This is a genomic window from Microbacterium awajiense (assembly GCF_039536545.1).
GTDB classification, from domain to species: domain Bacteria; phylum Actinomycetota; class Actinomycetes; order Actinomycetales; family Microbacteriaceae; genus Microbacterium; species Microbacterium awajiense.
On the sequence record NZ_BAAAYU010000005.1, the window covers coordinates 1,274,522 to 1,292,393 of the forward strand.

16 protein-coding genes are annotated in these 17,872 nt (G+C 68.5%); 11 read left to right on the forward strand and 5 right to left on the reverse strand.

Features of this window, described 5'->3' with window-relative positions; genetic code table 11:
* Window positions 1-91: 91 nt before the first annotated feature.
* From ABD663_RS12580 to ABD663_RS12605, 6 genes are all read left to right on the forward strand, one after another.
* On the forward strand, window positions 92-1,462 hold the full coding sequence (locus ABD663_RS12580) for an ABC transporter substrate-binding protein (RefSeq protein WP_344739059.1): 1,371 nt from the start codon (window positions 92-94) through the stop codon (window positions 1,460-1,462).
* Window positions 1,463-1,532: 70 nt separating this feature from the next.
* Entirely contained in the window at window positions 1,533-2,459 is a 927-nt protein-coding gene (locus ABD663_RS12585) for a carbohydrate ABC transporter permease (protein ID WP_344739061.1), read from the forward strand.
* Window positions 2,456-3,385 (forward strand): carbohydrate ABC transporter permease, encoded by a 930-nt coding sequence (locus ABD663_RS12590; protein WP_344739063.1) that lies wholly within the window; start codon window positions 2,456-2,458, stop codon window positions 3,383-3,385. The genes ABD663_RS12585 and ABD663_RS12590 overlap by 4 nt, the downstream gene beginning before the upstream one ends.
* A gap of 66 nt (window positions 3,386-3,451) precedes the next feature.
* A complete protein-coding gene (arfA, locus tag ABD663_RS12595; RefSeq protein WP_344739065.1) occupies window positions 3,452-4,957 on the forward strand; it encodes an arabinosylfuranosidase ArfA in 1,506 nt (501 codons plus the stop codon).
* A gap of 46 nt (window positions 4,958-5,003) precedes the next feature.
* Window positions 5,004-6,386, forward strand: coding sequence for a glycoside hydrolase family 5 protein (locus ABD663_RS12600; protein WP_344739067.1), 1,383 nt, complete (start codon window positions 5,004-5,006; stop codon window positions 6,384-6,386).
* Between the two features lie 14 nt (window positions 6,387-6,400).
* The gene (locus ABD663_RS12605) at window positions 6,401-7,408 is read left to right on the forward strand and encodes a LacI family DNA-binding transcriptional regulator (RefSeq protein WP_344739069.1); all 1,008 of its coding nucleotides are present in this window, start codon (window positions 6,401-6,403) and stop codon (window positions 7,406-7,408) included.
* A gap of 92 nt (window positions 7,409-7,500) precedes the next feature.
* Here ABD663_RS12605 and ABD663_RS12610 read toward each other — a convergent pair whose 3' ends face one another.
* The 5 genes from ABD663_RS12610 to ABD663_RS12630 form a co-directional block, all read right to left on the reverse strand.
* Window positions 7,501-9,042, reverse strand: coding sequence for an alpha/beta hydrolase-fold protein (locus ABD663_RS12610; RefSeq protein WP_344739071.1), 1,542 nt, complete (start codon window positions 9,040-9,042; stop codon window positions 7,501-7,503).
* Window positions 9,043-9,132: 90 nt separating this feature from the next.
* Window positions 9,133-9,411 (reverse strand): hypothetical protein, encoded by a 279-nt coding sequence (locus ABD663_RS12615; RefSeq protein ID WP_344739073.1) that lies wholly within the window; start codon window positions 9,409-9,411, stop codon window positions 9,133-9,135.
* Between the two features lie 152 nt (window positions 9,412-9,563).
* The gene (locus ABD663_RS12620) at window positions 9,564-11,342 is read right to left on the reverse strand and encodes an ABC transporter ATP-binding protein (RefSeq protein WP_344739075.1); all 1,779 of its coding nucleotides are present in this window, start codon (window positions 11,340-11,342) and stop codon (window positions 9,564-9,566) included.
* Between the two features lie 145 nt (window positions 11,343-11,487).
* Complete coding sequence (gene aztD / locus ABD663_RS12625) at window positions 11,488-12,678, reverse strand: zinc metallochaperone AztD (protein ID WP_344739077.1); 1,191 nt, start codon at window positions 12,676-12,678, stop codon at window positions 11,488-11,490.
* A 164-nt stretch (window positions 12,679-12,842) separates the two neighbouring features.
* A complete protein-coding gene (locus ABD663_RS12630) occupies window positions 12,843-13,832 on the reverse strand; it encodes an NADP-dependent oxidoreductase (RefSeq protein ID WP_344739079.1) in 990 nt (329 codons plus the stop codon).
* A gap of 54 nt (window positions 13,833-13,886) precedes the next feature.
* On the opposite strand from ABD663_RS12630, the gene ABD663_RS12635 reads away from it, so the two are divergent.
* From ABD663_RS12635 to ABD663_RS12655, 5 genes are all read left to right on the forward strand, one after another.
* Window positions 13,887-14,885 carry an alpha/beta hydrolase gene (locus ABD663_RS12635; protein WP_344739081.1) on the forward strand — a complete coding sequence of 333 codons (999 nt, stop codon included), beginning with the start codon at window positions 13,887-13,889 and terminating at the stop codon, window positions 14,883-14,885.
* A gap of 123 nt (window positions 14,886-15,008) precedes the next feature.
* Window positions 15,009-15,845 carry a DUF4397 domain-containing protein gene (locus ABD663_RS12640; RefSeq protein WP_344739083.1) on the forward strand — a complete coding sequence of 279 codons (837 nt, stop codon included), beginning with the start codon at window positions 15,009-15,011 and terminating at the stop codon, window positions 15,843-15,845.
* A complete protein-coding gene (locus ABD663_RS12645; RefSeq protein WP_344739085.1) occupies window positions 15,842-16,498 on the forward strand; it encodes a class F sortase in 657 nt (218 codons plus the stop codon). Before ABD663_RS12640 ends, ABD663_RS12645 begins: the two co-directional genes overlap by 4 nt.
* A gap of 23 nt (window positions 16,499-16,521) precedes the next feature.
* On the forward strand, window positions 16,522-17,076 hold the full coding sequence (locus ABD663_RS12650) for an RNA polymerase sigma factor (RefSeq protein WP_344739087.1): 555 nt from the start codon (window positions 16,522-16,524) through the stop codon (window positions 17,074-17,076).
* On the forward strand, window positions 17,063-17,872 hold the full coding sequence (locus ABD663_RS12655; RefSeq protein ID WP_344739089.1) for an anti-sigma factor: 810 nt from the start codon (window positions 17,063-17,065) through the stop codon (window positions 17,870-17,872). Before ABD663_RS12650 ends, ABD663_RS12655 begins: the two co-directional genes overlap by 14 nt.

Here is a 17,872-nt window from a genome sequence, read left to right on the forward strand (position 1 = left end):
AACCGGAGCATCCGGTCGCTTCCCGAGTGACCGCGACGTCCGGAGCGGTCGTGCACCGACGAAGAAGTCCAGCAAACCGAAAGGAACTCCAGTGAAGACGAAACCAGTCCTTGCTGCGATCACCACGCTCGCTGTCGCGGGTGCCCTGGCTGCCTGCTCCGGTGGAGACGGCGGTGGCGGTACCGACGGAGGCGGTGGCGGCGGAGACGCATCCAACTGCACCAACGAGATCAAGAACCCCGACGCCCCCGTCGTGACGCTCTGGGCGTGGTACCCCAACTCCGAGACCGTCGTCGACAACTTCAACGAGAACAACGACGACGTCCAGGTCTGCTGGACGAACGCCGGCGCCGGCGGCGAGGAGTACGACAAGCTCCAGACCGCGATCTCGGCCGGCAGCGGCGCTCCCGACGTCGTCATGGTCGAGGCCGACCGGATCGCCCCCTTCCAGGCGCAGGGAGGGCTCATCGACCTGACCGACCTCGGATACGAGGACGTCAAGGACAACTTCAGCGAGGGCGCGTGGAAGGACGTCTCGGTCGGCGACGCGGTGTACGGCGCGCCGATCGACGGTGGACCGATGGGCATGATCTACCGCACCGACATCTTCGACCAGTACGGCCTGACCCCGCCGACGACGTGGGATGAGCTGGAGGCGACCGCGCAGGAGCTGAAGGATGCCGGCGGTCCGGTCTTCGCGAGCTTCGCGGCGAACCAGCCCGCGACGCTGACGGCGTACTTCTACGGGAACGGCGCCCAGCCGTTCACCTACGACCCCTCGAACGAGGGCGAGATCGGGATCAACCTGAACAGCCCCGAGATCAAGGAGGTCCTGGACTACTGGGACGGCCTGGTCGACCAGGGTCTGGTGGGCACGGAGGACCAGTTCACGCCCGAGTACATCGCCGGCGTCATCAACGGCGACTACGCGACATATCTGTCGGCGGCTTGGGCCCCCGGATACCTCCAGGGTGCGGGCGTCGGTGAAGGCGCGGATGCCGGGGTGTGGGCCGTTGCGTCGATGCCGCAGTGGGATCCGAACAGCCCGATCGCCATCAACTGGGGTGGATCGGCGTTCGCCGTGACCAGTCAGGCGTCGAACCCCGAACTGGCCGCGAAGGTGGCGTTCGGCGTCTACGCCGACCAGGCATCGCTCGACGAAGGCTGGCAGAACCAGATCATCTTCCCGCTCAACAACACCGTGCTCGATTCGGAGGAGTTCCTCAACTACGAGGTGCCCTTCTTCGACGGACAGCAGGCCAACAAGGATGTCTACGTCCCCGCGGCCAACGCGTACGAGGGAATGACCTACACGCCGCTCGGTCAGTACTACTACTCCGCGCTCACCGATCAGATCGCCGCGATCATCGAAGGCTCGGCGACCGGCTCCGAGGCAGCCGACGCTCTCCAGGAGGACGTCGTCGCCTACGCGGAGGAGCAAGGGTTCACTGTCACCCAGTGAGATGAGTTCGGGGCCGGTCCGTGCTCGCACGGACCGGCCCCGGCCCACCCCCCAGCGACCCGGAGCACTCATGACCGATACCGCAGAACGTCCCCTCTCGACGAAGAGCCGACGATCCACCACGCGCCGCCAGAACCTCACAGGCTGGGCGTTCGTCGCCCCCTTCGGCATCATCTTCCTCGCGCTGCTCGTCCTCCCGATCGGGTACGCGCTCTATCTCAGCCTCTTCCAGAAATCGCTCATCGGCGGGACGAGGTTCGTCCTCTTCGGCAACTATGCGAAGGCGTTCAGCGACCCGTCGTTCCTCGACGGCGCCCTGTTCGTGATCCGCTTCTCGCTCGTGCTGATCCCCCTGCAGATGGCCGTCTCGCTCGCGATCGCGCTCATCCTCGACATCATCGTCACGCGATTCGCCCGCTTCTCGCGACTCATGATCTTCATGCCGTACGCGATCCCGACCGTCATCGGCGCGCTCATGTGGGGGTTCCTCTACAGCGACAACTTCGGCCCGCTCGCGGAGATTTTCGAAAGTTTTGGTCAGCAGGCGCCTGATTTCCTGAGCAGCAGCCTCATTTTTTACGGCTTGCTGAACATCGTCACGTGGCAATGGGCCGGCTATTACATGATCATCCTCTACGCGGCACTGCAGGGGATCGACCCGACCCTGTACGAGGCCGCCCGCATCGACGGTGCATCGCAGTGGCAGATCGTGTGGCGCATCAAGATCCCGCTGGTGACGCCGGCGCTCCTGCTGATCCTGGTGTTCGCCCTGATCGGCACGCTGCAGTTCTTCAACGAGCCGAAGATCCTTCAGCAGCTGGCCGCGGGAGCGATCCCCGACGACTTCACTCCGAACATGTACGCCTACCAGCAGGCGTTCTCGCTCGGCAACTACAACTACGGAGCCGCGATCTCCTTCGCACTAGGCGCGGTGGTGTTCATCTGCGTCTACATCTTCCTGTTCGCCACCCGCAAGCGAGGGAGCTTCTTCTCATGAGCGCCACACCCGTAGAGCTCACGGACACGCGCCGCAGGCCGCGCAAGGCCCTGGAGCGCCGTAGTAACGCACCGCGCACCCGAGGTCGGGTGCCGCTGAACATCGTGCTCGCGCTGCTGATGGTCTACTTCCTGATCCCGTTCTGGTGGCTCATCGTCAACAGTTCCAAGAGCTCCGCCGGACTCTTCGGCGGGACCAGCGCGCTGTGGTTCGCCGACGACATCAACTACATCCCCAACCTCATCGATCTGTTCACCTATGGCGGCGGGATCTACGCCCGATGGCTGGCCAACTCGGCGCTCTACGCGATCGCCGGCGGCGTCGGAGCGACGGTGCTCGCGGTGCTCGCGGGCTACGGCTTCGCGAAGTACTCGTTCGCGGGTCGGCGTCTCTCGTTCGCGATCCTGCTCGGCGCGGTCATGGTGCCGACGACGGCGCTCGTCATCCCGACGTTCGTCCTTTTCGCGCAGGTCGGGTGGACGAACACGATCTGGGCGGTGATCTTCCCCACGCTGCTCAACCCGTTCGGGGTGTACCTCATGAACGTGTACGCGCGCGACGCCGTGCCGGACGAGCTGCTGGACGCCGCTCGTGTCGACGGCGCGGGGGAGTTCCGCTCGTTCCTTGTCGTGGCACTGCCGCTGCTGCGCCCTGCCATCGTGACGGTGCTGCTGCTGTCGGTGGTCGCCTCGTGGAACAACTACTTCCTGCCACTGGTCATGCTGTCGGACAACCGGCTGTTCCCGGTGACGGTCGGGATCGGCCTCTGGCAATCGACCGCGTCGACCTATGGCGCCGCCGGCGGTCAGAGCCTGTGGAGCATCATCGTGCTCGGCTCGCTCGTGTCGGTCATCCCCCTGATCATCGCGTTCCTCGGCCTTCAGAAGTACTGGCGTGGCGGGCTGGCGATCGGAAGTCTCAAGTGACGTGATCGCCGAGCACCCCCGCCCCTGGTCCGTCGCTCCGGCGCCACTCGATCCCGAAAGAAAAGCATGATCCGCGCACATCTCACCGTCGACCCGCACTTCACCGTCGGCCCGATCAACCGACGCCTGTTCGGCTCGTTCGCCGAGCACCTCGGTCGCTGCATCTACGACGGCATCTACGAACCCTCGCATCCGACCGCCGACGAGGATGGATTCCGCTCGGATGTCATCGACCTCGTGCGAGAGCTGGGGGTCTCGACGATCCGGTACCCGGGTGGCAACTTCGTCTCGGGGTACCGCTGGGAGGACGGGGTCGGCCCGCGAGAGGATCGTCCTCGTCGATTGGACCTCGCATGGCACTCCACCGAGACGAACGAGATCGGGCTCGACGAGTTCGCGACGTGGTTGCAGAAGGTCGACTCCGAGCTCATGTACGCGGTGAACCTGGGGACGCGTGGCGTGCTCGACGCACTCGACGTCCTCGAATACGCGAACCTCGGCTCAGGCACGCATTGGGCCGACCAGCGCGTGGCGAACGGCCGCAGTCAGCCCTACGACATCCGGATGTGGTGCCTCGGCAACGAGATGGACGGGCCCTGGCAGCTCGGACACAGTAGCGCGGAGGCGTATGCGCAGCTGGCGGCGACGACGGCGGCGGCCATGCGGCAGGTGGATCCCGACCTGGAACTCGTGGTGTGCGGCAGCTCCAGCGCCGACATGCCCACCTTCGGCGAGTGGGAGCGCATCGTGCTCGAGAAGACGTACGACTGCGTCGACTTCATCTCGTGCCACGCCTACTACGAGCCGAAGGGCGACGACTACGGAAGCTTCCTCGCCTCCGCCGTGAACATGGACCGCTTCATCGATGCGGTCGTGGCCACTGCAGACTCGGTCAAGGCGGTCCTGCGCAGTGACAAGACGATCAACATCTCATTCGACGAGTGGAACGTCTGGTACCAGTCGCGCTACCACGAGGTCGACCGGATCACCGACGTGCACAGCTGGCCGGTGGCCCCTCGCCTGCTCGAGGACTCGTACTCGGTCCTCGATGCCGTCGTCTTCGGCAACCTGCTGATCTCTCTGATCCGTCACGCCGATCGCGTCACGGCGGCGAGCCTCGCGCAGCTCGTCAACGTGATCGCGCCGATCATGACCGAGCCGGGCGGCCCGGCATGGAAGCAGACGACGTTCTTCCCGTTCTCGCTGACCTCGCAGCTCGCGCGCGGCACGGCGCTGGAACTCCGACTCGACACGCCGACCTACTCCACGCAGGAGTACGGAGACGTCTCGCTCGTCGACGCTGTCGCGACCCACGACGAGGGCGGGACCACGATCTTCGCCGTCAACCGCAGTCTCAGCGAGGAGGTGACCCTCGAGATCGACACCCGTGCGCTCGGGGTCGTCGATCGCACCGAGGCCGTGTCGCTGTTCGACGACGACATCCACGCCGCCAACACACTCGACGATCCGAAGCGCGTCTGTCCGCGCGTGAACGATTCCGCGCAGATCGCCGCGGGAGCGGTCACGATCACGCTCCCGCCGGTCTCGTGGACCGCGCTGACGCTGTCTTGACGGGCGGCATCGGCGGGTGTTGTGAGCGGCCCGAGAGGGGAAGAGGATGACGCAATCGAACATGCTCCGGGTCGACGGTGCGCGCATCGTCGACGGAGAGACCCCTGTCACGCTGAAGGGCTTCGGGCTCGGCGGCTGGATGAACATGGAGAACTTCATCACGGGCTACGCCGGCGCCGAGTCGCAGCAGCGCCGCGCGCTGCGGCGGGTCCTCGGCGATGAGGGCTACGAGCGCTTCTTCGCCCGATTCCTCGCCGAGTTCTTCACCGATGAGGACGCGGCGTTCCTCCAGTCGCTCGGGCTGAATTCGCTGCGGATCCCCTTCAACTACCGCCACTTCGAGAGCGACGACGCGCCCTTCCACATCAGGGAGGAGGGGTTCGCGGTCCTCGACCGCGTGGTGGACTCCTGCGCCCGTCACGGCATCTACACGATCCTGGATCTGCATGCCCTTCCGGGCGCCCAGAACCAGCACTGGCACAGCGACAATCCCACCCAGTGGGCGCACTTCTGGGCTCAGCGCCAGTTCCAGGACCGGGTCGTCAATCTGTGGGAGCACCTCGCCGAGCACTATCGAGGGAATCCCTGGGTCGCCGGCTACAACCCCATCAACGAACCGGGCGACGCTCACGGGACGACGATCGGCCCGTTCTACCGGCGGCTCGAGGCCGCCATCCGCGCCGTCGATCCGGATCACATCCTGTTCCTCGACGGGAACCGCTACTCGACGCAGTTCGACCAGCTCGGCGACCCGCTGCCCAACACGGTCTACACCGCGCACGACTATGCGCTTCCCGGCTTCGTCGACGGCGGTCCGTATCCGGGGTTCTCGCGCGGTCAGTTCGTCGATCGGGATCGCGTCGAGCAGACGTTCCTTGAACGCACTGCCTACATGCGCGAGACGGGCACCCCCATCTGGGTGGGGGAGTTCGGCCCGGTCTACACCGGCGACAGCGCGAAGGACGAGCAGCGGTACCGACTGCTCGAGGACCAGCTCGAGATCTTCGACAGGTACGACGCGAGCTGGGCGCTGTGGACCTACAAGGACATCGGGCTGCAGGGTGTCGTCACGGTCGACCCCGGGTCCGACTACATACGCCGCATCGCTCCGGTCGTGGAGAAGAAGGATCGGCTGGGTGTGGACTCATGGGGGTCGACGGATGCCGGGGTGCGCAAGATCCTCGAGCCGATCGAGCGACTGTTCGAGAAGGAGTTCCCCTCGTTCCAGCCCTACCCCTGGGGTGCGCGTCGCTGGATCCACGGGCACGTCCGTCACGTCATGCTCGCCGAGGCGATGGTGGACGAGTTCGCCGCGGCATTCACCGGCGTGGAACCCGACGAGGCCGAAGCGCTCGCCGACGCCTTCTCGTTCCGCAACTGCCGCCTGCGGGAGGGCCTGGCGACCATTCTGCGTCGTGCCGCGCGCTGAGCTCCGGTGGTGAGATGGGCCAGACCAGACGGGTGACCCTCAAGGAGATCGCCGCGCAGACGGGGGTCTCGATGACGACGATCTCGAAGGTGCTCAACGGCGCCGCCGATGTGTCGACGACCACACGTGCGCTCGTCGAAGAGCAGCTCCGCCAGAGCGGATACCGGCGCCGGAGGAGCCGGCAGAGACGCGAGTACATCGAGATCGTGCTCCACGAGCTGGAGGGCGACTGGGCGCTCGCGATCATCGAAGGCGTCCGCGAGAGCGCGGCCGAAGTGGGCCTGGCCATCTCGCTGTCGGTCAGCGGAGACCGGCACGCCCCTGGACCGGAGTGGCTGGACGCCGTGGTCCGTCGTGGCCCGACGGGGATCATCCTCCTCCTCGCCGACGTGCCGCGCGAAGGGCGCGAACGGCTGAAGGCCCGCGGCATCCCTTTCGTGATCATCGATCCGGCCGGCGACCCGGCACCGGGCATCCCGTCCGTCGGCTCGGCGAACTGGTCCGGCGGGCTCGCTGCGACGCGCCATCTTCTCGGGCTCGGCCATCGCCGCATCGCGGCGATCACCGGCCCCGAGCACGTCATGTGCTCGCTGGCGCGCCTCGACGGGTACCGGGCGGCGATGACCTCGGCGGGAGTCGCCGTGGATCCGGGCTGGATCCGCCACGGGGACTTCCGCCGCGAAGGCGGGGAGCAGCACGCGCTCGACCTGCTGCGCTCGGCGAGCCGGCCGACGGCCATCTTCGCGGGGAACGATCTGCAGGCCCTCGGTGTGCTGCACGCGGCGGCCGCGCTCGGGCTGTCCGTTCCTCGCGATCTCTCGGTCGTGGGATTCGACGACCTCGCGATCGCGGATCTGACCAGTCCCCGGCTGACGACGATCCATCAGCCGCTGCGCGAGATGGCGGAACAGGCGACGGGGCTCGTCCTGCGGCTGCTCGAGGAGGTCCCGCCGGAGGTCACGCGCGTCGAGCTGACGACCTCGCTGGTGGTCCGCGACTCCACCGCAGCGCCGCGCGCCTGAGATACGCCTCTCGCCCGCATCTGCGGGCGGCTGCACAGAAGGATCGCCGGCGGGGCGAGGACCCGCCGGCGATCCTTCCGATCAGCGGATGATTACTCCAGCCAGAAGGTCAGGTTGCCTCGGATGTCGTCGGCGAGGTCGTTGAGCCCCACCGCCTGCTCCTCGGTCACCTTGCCGTTGGCGACGAAGGCGGCCACCTGGTCGGTGTATCCGTCGAGCACCTCGAGCGCCTCGACGCTGTTGCCCTTCGCGATGAGCTTGAGCGTCTGGTCGAGCTTGACGGTGAGGGCGTTCTTGTTGCCCTTGTTCAGGCTCGTCGCCGCGACGTTGTCCTTCAGCTGCCCGATCTCGTCCTGGATGAACGCCTCGGGGTGCCAGAGGTAGTCACGCGCCCAGATGGAGAACAACTGGTTCCAGGCGTTGAAGTCGTGCGCACCCGCGACCACCGTGTTCTCGACGAACGCGACGTTGTCGAGGTTGTTCACGGTGTTCGCGTTGGGCAGACCGAAGTCCCACGCCCCGCCGCCGTAGTGGATGTACGGCTTGTCGATGTCCACCGTGCTCGCCGGCACCGAGATGCCACCGCTCCAGGGACCGTAGTACCCGAACCGCAGGGTGTCGAATCGCATGATGTTCTGCGTGGCGAACGAACCCGCCGACAGGCCCGCGAACGCCCGGTCGATCGCCTCGGTCGAGACGTTGTAGTTCGCCTCGACGAAGGGGATCACGATGTTGCGCAGGTTGGGATACCCCTGGTTCGACGCGCCGAGGTAGTTCGTGTTCGTCGTGATGACGACCGCGGGCTCGGTGGTGCCGTCGTCGAGCAGATTGTCCATGATGACCGGGACGTTGCCCATGTTCATCCAGTCGGACTGGTCCTGACCGCCGCCGTGCTGCATGTAGATCGTCTTGTACGGCTCGGCGCGGTTCGGGTCGTAATCCGGCGGGAGGTAGACGCCCATGGTGCGCGTGACGCCGTTCAGCGGAGGCAGATCCGGGATCTCGACGTAGCTCCACGATCCCTTCGCCGAGTCTTCGCGGGGGAGCTCGATCTGCCGGGCGGCGAGGGGCTCGAAGTCCTGCTTCTCTGCGTCGTACGGCACGAACACCTTGTTGAACGCGCGACGCGAGGGGAACGAGATTCCGTCCGGCGCGAAGATCGGCGAGTTCGCCGGGTCGGCGAGCCAGGCGTTCGTGTTGTTGTTCACGTAGAACCAGTACTGGTTGGCCCCGGCCGCGAGCGGCACCTCGGTAACCCAGTAACCGTCCTCGACCTCGGTCATCTCCACGTCGTACCCGCCGCCGCCGCGCATGAGGCCCGGCTCGTACGCCGAAGGCTGGTAGACCGTCGGGTCGGTCCGGTCCGCCCAGTTGCGCAGCAGGATGTCGGCCACGAACCGCACACTGGTCGCGTCCGGGTTGTAGTAGACGAAGCGGCCCGTGTAGCCCGTGGGCGATTCGGGGTCGGCGTAGACGGTCGGTCCCGGCGTCAGGTGGTCATCGGCCTGGGCGGGCATCGCCGTGAGGCCGAGCGCCAGGGCCGTCGACAGCGCGAGGACTCCGATCGTCTTCACTCCCGTCGACCGGCGGCTGTCCCGGGCCCGAACGTCGTGCCCTTGTTGACTGCGTTGCATCACCAATCCTCCTCGAATGGTCTGAGGACGCGAGGGGGCGTCCGTCGGCGCCAGGCTAGCCCCGAAGTTACTACGTTGTAAAGAGGTGATCTACAACGTTGCACTGACTGATGTCCGGACGGGCACCCGGACGAACGCGACCCCCTGGGGCGCGAGTTCGATGACGTCGACGGCATCGCCGCTCTCGGCGTTCGTGCCGGCGACGGCGACGGCGGCCGGGTCGTCGCCGTGGTTGATGAGCGTGACGAGCTCGCCGCCGAGCCGGACGAGCGCCCCGCGCCAGCCGTGCTCGGGGGTCCACAGGCCGGCCAGCGCGAGCAGTGCGCACGCGACGGCGAACGTCTGCGTTCTTCCGCGTGTGACGTTCATTGTCCGTATCTTGCGGTGTGCGCTGCTCCTGGTGCTCTGGAAAGCGCTTGCCCACAACGGTACCCCGAGGAAAAACGTTTCGCAAGCCAAAACTTGAACGATTCATCACAGTCCGGTCACGACCGGGCCGATAGGCGGCACGACAGCCGTCGTCAGGAATCGACTCCGGCCTGCGTCGCGTGCAGTCGGGCGTAGCGCCCCGATCGGCCGAGAAGGTCGTCGTGCGCTCCGATCTCGACGATCCGGCCGTGATCGAGCACGACGATGCGGTCGGCCCCGCGGATCGTCGAGAGCCGGTGGGCGACCACGAGGGTCGTGCGCCCGCGCATCAGCCGGTCGAGCGCCTCCTTCACGAGGGCCTCGGACTCGGGGTCGAGCGCCGATGTCGCTTCGTCGAGCAGCAGGATGCGCGGGTCGCGCACGAGCGCGCGCGCGATCGCGAGCCGCTGCCGTTGGCCTCCCGACAGTCGGGCTCCGCGCTGACCGACCACGGTGTGCCACCCTTCGGGCAGGGCGTCGACGAACTCTGCCGCATTCGCGTCGGCCAGCGCCGCCCGCAGCCGATCCTCGTCGACGTCGTCGAGCCCGTACGCGATGTTCTCGCGGATGCTGCCCTCGAACAGCACCGACTCCTGCGGCACGACCGACACCGAGCGGCGCACCGTCCGCAGGTCGAGCTCCTGCATGTCGGCACCGTCGAGCAGGATGCGCCCCGACGTGGGGCGCACGAAGCCGAGCACGAGGTTGAGCATCGTCGACTTGCCCGAGCCCGACGAGCCGACGAAGGCGACCGTCTCGCCGGGCGGGATCAGCAGTGAGATGTCGTGCAGCGCGTCGCGGTCCGCGCCCTCGTAGCGGTGCGAGACGTGGTCGAGCTCGAGGCGTCCCCCCACGCTCTCGACGGCGCGCTTGCCCTCGTTCAGCTCGAGGTCGGGCTCCTGCAGCACCTCTGAGATCGAGCGCATCGACTCGAGTCCGCGTGCGCCGACGGGGATGAGCATGAGCAACTGCGTGAGGCCACCGGTCAGCAGCGTGAAGTACGCCGAGAGCAGCACGACCTGCCCCGGGGTGATCGGCAGCACACCCGTGAGTGAGAACACGGCTGCCAGTACGAGGCATCCGAGGCCCAGTATCTGCATCGCCACCCATGAGATCGATGCGACATGGCCGTTGAGCATGTCGAGGTGGAGTCCGGCGCGCCGCACGCCGTCGGCGCCCGTTGCGACGCGGGTGACGGCCGTCTGCTCGAGCCCGTGCGCGCGTGTGACGGGAATGAGGGATGCCATCTCGCCGACCCGCGCGGACAGGGTCTCGACCTCGCGGCGAAACGTTTCATTGCGTTGGCGCGATCTATTGCGAAGTCCGAAGCGGATGCCGATCGCGATCGGCACGGCCAGCGCGTACACGGGCAGGAACTGCGGCACCTCGATCGCCGTCATCGTGACCGCGCCGACCATCACCATCGTCGCGGACAGCAGTGGATGGGTGACCTGCTGGAGCATCAACTCGATGTTCTCGACATCGCGCACGAGCTTGGTCTGCACGATCGACGAGCTCACGCGCGTGTGGTACCCGATCGACAGGCTCTGCAGGCGCGCGGCCAGGGCGTTGCGCAGATTCGCGCCGGTGTCGCGCACCACCGTCATGAAGTTGCGCGTGTACACGATGTGCATGGGGTAGTTCTGCAGCAGGAGCGCCAACGCGATGGCGAACCAGATCAGCACCGACTCGACGCTGCCCCCGGTGGCGACGATGTCGATGATCTGTGCGGTCACCACGGGCAGGAACCACAGCGGGATCTCCTTCACCGCGAAGGCGAGGAACGCCACGATCAGGCGGCCGGGACGCCGCAGGAGCAGGTGAAGGACCGACCGTGCAGGCCGTGCCGGGTTCACCACTCGGATGGCGCCGGTGAGCGCTTTCTGGGCCATGCCGACCATGCTAGCGGCGGCCTGTGCGGCGCGCTCCGCTCACGCCGCGGCCGGCGCCTTCCGGCCGCGCCGCGAGCGGCGGAGACGGATCCCGCATGCCGGGAGGTCGGCATCCGCACCCTTGGTCCGTCTCCGCCGCGGTCGGTCACCCCAGCGCGATCGCGATCTCGTTGGGAGTGTGGTGCAGCTCGACCGATGCCACGACCTCGCCGGTCGTGAGGTCGACCGCGTGCACGCTGTCGGTGGCGGGCTCGGTCACGTACGCGATGTCGCCGTCGACCTTGATGGCGGGGTGGGGGTTCTGCCATTCGCTCGGACCCTCCCACGCGCCGATGACCGGGTAGGCATCGGTCAGCGCGCCCGTCTTCGGGTCGAGCACGTGGATCTGCCCGTCGGTGGAGAGGACGTAGGCCAGCTCACCGGGGCCGCGTGCGATGCCCCGCCAGGTGTACTGCACACCGTTCGGCAGGTCGACGACCTCGAACGTCTCGGCCTCGGTGTCGATGAGGGCCACCGAGCTGAGCAGGTAGCCATCGGCATCAGGGTCGCTCTTGTAGTCGCCGACGATGAGCGGGCTGGTCTCCGAGACGTAGGCGTTCCCCATGCGGCCGTACTCGTCGGGGGCGTCGAGCTTCACGAACTCCCCGTCGTGGTACAGCAGGGCGCCGTTCTCGCAGCCGAAGACGACGGCCTCGTCGGCCGCGGTCCCCTCGCCGTGGAGGCCGGGGCAGTCCGAGCTGGACGCGTGCTCGTCGTAGTGATCGTTGTGGGGGTGGAGGGCGACGGCGCCACTGCGATCGGGGATCGTGGTCAGGAGGGTGCCGTCGTCGAGCACGACCGAGACGCCATGGTGCGGCTCATCGGCCGTATGGGCGGCGGTGCGAGGCAAAGACGCGTAGCCATCGGCGAACGCGTCGGTGTCGACGATCGTCGACACCCCTGTGCCGTCGTCGAACAGCACGGTCGTGCCGTGGTGGGCCACGACGTGGCCGGCGGCATCCGCCTCGAAGACCAGGTCGGTGAGCGCCGGCTCGGCCGTGTCGAGCAGGTGGAACCCCTCGGACGTGGTCACCACGACCGTGCGGCCGTCACCCCACGGGTTCAGCCGGATGAACTCTTCGGAGTCGATCTCGGCCAGCTCTTCGAGTGTCGCCGCCTCGAGCACGACGATGCCGCCCTCGTAGGCGACGGCGACGCGACCGCCCTCAGGGGCGACGGAGGCGGCGTCGTCGGTCGGCGCCGAGGCGGGGTCACCACCCGGGGTCGCGCAGGCGGTGGCCGTCAGCGCAACCGCGATCGTCGCCGCCGCCGTGGTCAGGCGCAGGTGTCGTCTCATCGTTTCCTCTCGCTGGGCACCCCGCGGGTGCCTTCCTTGGTGTCGGGTGCGACCCGGGCGATGCAACGGCATGCGCCCGCGGGCCACGATGGTGAGCCTACACGAGAGTGAGAATCATTCTCACTAAGGAAGAAGTGAACACGCTCGGGCGGCGCGACTCGCCGCTACGGCATGGCCTCGAACAACTCGCGAGCCCGCAGAGTCCGCACGCGCGTCACCGGGTTGGTCGCGAGCACGATCTTGCCGCGGGCATGCAGCTTGTGCAGGTCTTCGTATGCCTCGACGACGTCTTCGATCGAGTACAGCCCCGATACGAGCAGCCGGAACGCACCGCCGGCCGCGAGGTCGGCCGCCTGCTGCAGCATCCGCGTCGCATGCGCGATCGAGTCGGGGTCGTCGCGCAGAAGCGCGAGTTCGACGGCACGGCGGTCCTCGCTCGAACGGTAACGCTCCACAGGCACGCCGAGCTCCTCCGCGACCTCGTGGCCATCCCTGCCGAAGTTGTCGATGAACGCGGTGACCGGTCCGTGGGCGACGCGCGCGATGCGCTCGACGATGCCCTCGCCGTATCGCACCGGAATGATGCCGAGCTGACGCAGGTAGTCGAAGTTGCGCTCGCCGCACGTGCCGATCACGCGTGCCCCTCGGTGACGCGCGACCTGCGCCTCGATGCTGCCGACGCCGCCCGCCGCGGCTGAGATCACGACCGTGTCGCCCGGGCCGACCCGCAGGTCGTCGAGGGTGTCGAGCGCAGTGGCGGCCGCCAGGAACAGTCCGCCCGCGACCTCCCACTCGATCCCGCGATGCTTGCGCACGAGGTGCGTCGTCGGCACGACGAGGTGCGAGGCATGCGCGCCCGTGCGCACGTGGCCGATGACGTCGTCGCCGACCGAGAACCCGGTGACGCCGGTGCCGACCCGGCGGACGATGCCGGCGAAGTCGCTGCCCGACGCACGCGGCCACGGGTCGTCGTGCCAGGTGTCCTCCTTGCCGTTGCGCAGGAAGACCTCCATGTGGTTGATGCCGGAGGTGACGATCTCGACGAGCACCTCGTCGTGGCCCGGACTGGGCAGCGGCGTGTGATGGCGGTGCAGCACGTCGGCATCGCCGTAGCGGGTGTAGCGGTACGAGTAGACATCGTCGGTTGCTCGCATGATCGTCCCTTCTGGGTATCCTTCGGTGTGCACCGAGGAGCGAAGGGGTATTCCGTGGCGGAGTCCGGTTTGGATGCACCCGCGCCCGATCCGACTGCGGATGCCGCGTACGCGCCCCGCCGCGACGCCGTGTCGTGGGTCGCGTTCGGCGTCGCCGTCGTCGCGATCGCGGTCGTCGCCTGGGCGTGCGTCACCGAATGGGGCGGCATCGTGCACGGGCATCCGGCGTACGCGATCCTGCTCGCGGTGACCCTGGCCGGCGCTGCCACGACCATCATGCTCACTCTGCGTCGGCGCGTGCGACGACCGGGCTGGCGTCGGGCGCTGCGCATCGTCGGCATCGTGCTGGCGCTCGGCTGGATCGCGCTGATGGCGTGGCTGCGCCCGTACTCCGCCGAGGAGCCCGCCGTGTCCGCGATGGCGGGCGACGCGACCGTGACGGTGACCGACTCGGCGACCCGCATCGTGATGACCCCGGCAGAGCCGGTCGACGGCCCGGCTCTGCTCTTCCAGCCCGGCGCCCTCGTCGATCCGCGAGCGTACGCCGCGGTCCTGCGGCCGATCGCCGAGGCCGGCCACACCGTCGTGATCGCGAAGCAGCCGCTGGGCATCGCTTTCCTCGCCCTCGGCGCGCTCGACGATGCGCGTGAGGCGGTGCCCGACGCGGATGCCTGGATCATCGGCGGGCACTCGCTGGGGGGTACCTTCGCGGCCATCCAGGCCGACGACGCCGATGCGGACGCCTCGTCTCCGGCGGTCGGCCTGCTGCTGTACGCGTCGTACCCCGCCGGCGACATCAGCGGATCGCTCTCGGCGGCGGCGATGTCCGTCTCGGGGAGCCAGGACGGGCTCTCCACACCCGCGAAGATCGACGCGTCGCGGGACGACCTGCCGCCGGACACCGTCTTCGTCGTGATCGACGGAGCCTCTCACGCGCAGTTCGGCGACTACGGACCGCAGGCCGGCGACGGGACCCCGACCATCTCACACGACGACGCGCGCGCCCAGATCTCAGCGGCGACGCTCGCTTTCTTCGCTGCCCAGCCGCGCTGATTCGAAGTTTTCTCGCTTCGGCTGCATCCAAGCGCCCCTCGACCGCGGAAAGACCCTCCTGAAGGCACCACTCCCGGTGCACGACCCAGCGGCGGCTCTGCCGTCGGACACAGGAGGACACTCATGCGCAAGACAACGGCAGCCGGCATCGCCGCAGGCGTCGTCGCGGCCCTCGGGATCGCGATGCCCGCGAGCGCCGACGCCACCGCCGACGAGGCCACCCTCTCGGTGCTGCACGGCATCCCAGACACGCCCGTCGACGTCTACGTCAACGGCGATCTCACCCTCGACGACTTCGCCCCGGGCGATCTCGCCGGGCCTCTCTCGCTTCCGGCCGGCGACTACGAGGTGGCCATCACCGCTCCGGACGCCGCGGACGCGAGCTCTCCGATCCTCGGCCCGGCGTCGCTCACGCTCGATGCCGGTGTGAACTACACCGCCGTCGCGCACCTCAGCGAGTCGGGCGAGCCGACACTCACGCCGTTCGTCAACGACACGTCCGCGACCGCCGCGGGCGAGGGTCGCCTGACTGTGCGCCACGTCGCCGCAGCACCCGCGGTCGACATCCTCGCCGGCGACACCGCGGTGATCACCGACCTCGCCAACCCGGACGAGGCCAGCCTCGACCTCGCTGCGGGAACCGTTCCGGCCGCCGTCGCTCTGGCCGGCACCACCGAGCCGGTGCTCGGCCCGGCCGACGTGACGGTCGCCGAAGGCGAGCTGACCATCGTGTACGCGTGGGGCAGCGCCGAGGATGAGAACCTGGCTCTTGCCGTGCAGACCGTGACGGGGCTCCACTCCAGCCCCGACGGCGTGCCGTCGGGCACGGCGGGCTACCTCGCCCAGCAGGACGCCGCTGGAACGACGCTGCTGTGGGCCGCCGGAGGCGGGCTCGTCCTCGCCGGCGCCGTGACCGCGCTGCTCGTCGCCCGTCGTCGCGAGGCCGCTGACCGGGCATGATCCGCAACCGCGCACGCCGGTACGACCGGAACCGTCGCCGCCTCACGGCGGTGGCGGTTCCGGCCGCGCTCATCACGGTGCTGACCGCATGCGGCTCCGCCGCAACCGTTGCGGCGCCGTCACCCACTGCGACGGTTCCGGCACCGGCGCCGACAGCAGTGGTCGACGTCGCGGTGACCTCGAGCGCGCTGCAGCCGGCGCGTGAGGCGATCGCGCCGGTGCGTCTGCGCGTCGACGTCATCGACGTCGACATGCCCGTGGTGCCGGTGGGTGTCGATCCGTCGCGACAGATGGCTCTGCCCGCCGACCCCGCCACCGCGGGGTGGTATCGCTACGGGGCCGACGCGCGCGCCGCGGAGGGCAACACCGTCCTGGCCGCGCACGTCGATCAGCCGGAGTATCCGGTCGGGCCGCTGGCACGGTTGCGCGAGCTGTCGCCGGGCGCGAGCGTCGTCGTCGTGGACGATCGCGGGACGCCGCGCCAGTACGTCGTCGAGTCGGTCGTGTTCCACGAGAAGGCGCAGCTGCCGGTCGATGACATCTTCGCCCGCGCAGGCGACCACGCCGTCGTGCTCATCACGTGCGGCGGGCCGTACGACTGGTCGGTCGGGCGGTACCGTGACAACGTGGTCGTCGTCGCCCGCCCGGCGTGACCACCGATCAAGGAGATGCCCCGATGGATGACGACGGCGCAGAGGCAGCACTCGCCAGTCGGTTCCGCCTCGGTGATGAGCGGGCGCTCGAAGAGCTCTACCGTCGCTGGTCGCCGGTGGTGTTCACCCTCGCTCTGCGGTCGCTGGGCGACCGCGGCGATGCGGAGGACGTCACCCAGCGGGCGTTCGTGTCGGCCTGGACCTCGCGGGAGTCGTTCGACCCGGCGAAGGCGAAGCTGTCGACCTGGCTCATCGTGATCGCCCGGCGGCGCATCGCGGACGCGCACGAGGCCCGAGCGCGCGTGCGTGCCGTGCAGGAGGAGGTGCTGCGCACCACCACGGCGGAAGACCTGGTGCGCGAGCCCCCCGATCTGGCCGACACGATCCTCGTCGCCGACGAGATCGACCGGCTCGAACCCGATGCGCAGCGGGTCGTGCGCCTGGCCTTCTACGATGACCTGACCCACGCCGAGATCTCTCGCAGGCTCGACATGCCGCTGGGCACCGTCAAGAGCCACCTGCGACGAAGTCTCACCCGGATGCGCGACAGATTGGAGGTCACCCGTGTCGCACCTTGATCCCGAACAGCTGACACTGCTCGCCCTCGGCGAGTCGGTGGCATCCCTCGCCGACTGCGCGCACCTGCGCGCCTGCGAGCAGTGCGCCGCCGAACTCGACGGACTGCAGTCCACCGTGCAGGTCGCCCGAACCGTCGCCGCCGAGGACGATGCCCTCGAGGCGCCGCCCGAGCGCGTGTGGCATGCCATCCACGAGGAACTGGGGCTGCGCACCGTCTCGACCGCGACGATCGACGAGCCGGATGCCGCCGGCCCGACGACCCCGGAATCGGCGACCGCCGCGCCGCCCGTGGAAGCACCGCCCTCCCCCCCGCAGGCCGCCCCCACCGCGGAGCCGCCCGGCGAACCGCCGGCGGCGGGCCGAGGGTTCCGGACGCTGTGGGCGCTCGCGGCCGTCTTCGTGCTGGTGGCCGGTGTCGGCGTGGCGGGTTGGGTCGTGCAATCGTTCAACGCGCCGACTCAGATCGCGGCCGCGCAGCTCGCGCCGTTCCCCGCGCATCCGGATGCCACGGGCACCGCCGGCGTCGAGGAGGCACGAGACGGCACGCGCACGCTCGTGGTCACGGTCGGCAGCGACACCGCACCCGACACCTACCGAGAGGTGTGGCTCATCCGCAACGACGCCGGCGCCCTCATCAGCCTGGGCGTGCTCAACGGCGACACGGGGTCGTTCGTGATCCCCGAAGGCGTCGACCTCGCCGAGTACAACCTGGTCGATGTGTCGGTCGAGCCGATCGACGGCGACCCGGCGCACTCCGGCGACTCGATCGTGCGGGGCGAGCTCAGCCCGGCGTGA

Excerpts from the sequence above, each read along its gene's own strand:
- ABD663_RS12585 (WP_344739061.1), top strand. The coding sequence starts at position 1,533 with ATGACCGATACCGCAGAACGTCCCCTCTCGACGAAGAGCCGACGATCC.
- ABD663_RS12590 (WP_344739063.1), top strand. The coding sequence starts at position 2,456 with ATGAGCGCCACACCCGTAGAGCTCACGGACACGCGCCGCAGGCCGCGC.
- arfA (WP_344739065.1), top strand. The coding sequence starts at position 3,452 with ATGATCCGCGCACATCTCACCGTCGACCCGCACTTCACCGTCGGCCCG.
- ABD663_RS12600 (WP_344739067.1), top strand. The coding sequence starts at position 5,004 with ATGACGCAATCGAACATGCTCCGGGTCGACGGTGCGCGCATCGTCGAC.
- ABD663_RS12605 (WP_344739069.1), top strand. The coding sequence starts at position 6,401 with ATGGGCCAGACCAGACGGGTGACCCTCAAGGAGATCGCCGCGCAGACG.
- ABD663_RS12610 (WP_344739071.1), bottom strand. The coding sequence starts at position 9,042 with ATGCAACGCAGTCAACAAGGGCACGACGTTCGGGCCCGGGACAGCCGC.
- ABD663_RS12615 (WP_344739073.1), bottom strand. The coding sequence starts at position 9,411 with ATGAACGTCACACGCGGAAGAACGCAGACGTTCGCCGTCGCGTGCGCA.
- ABD663_RS12620 (WP_344739075.1), bottom strand. The coding sequence starts at position 11,342 with ATGGCCCAGAAAGCGCTCACCGGCGCCATCCGAGTGGTGAACCCGGCA.
- aztD (WP_344739077.1), bottom strand. The coding sequence starts at position 12,678 with ATGAGACGACACCTGCGCCTGACCACGGCGGCGGCGACGATCGCGGTT.
- ABD663_RS12630 (WP_344739079.1), bottom strand. The coding sequence starts at position 13,832 with ATGCGAGCAACCGACGATGTCTACTCGTACCGCTACACCCGCTACGGC.
- ABD663_RS12640 (WP_344739083.1), top strand. The coding sequence starts at position 15,009 with ATGCGCAAGACAACGGCAGCCGGCATCGCCGCAGGCGTCGTCGCGGCC.
- ABD663_RS12645 (WP_344739085.1), top strand. The coding sequence starts at position 15,842 with ATGATCCGCAACCGCGCACGCCGGTACGACCGGAACCGTCGCCGCCTC.
- ABD663_RS12650 (WP_344739087.1), top strand. The coding sequence starts at position 16,522 with ATGGATGACGACGGCGCAGAGGCAGCACTCGCCAGTCGGTTCCGCCTC.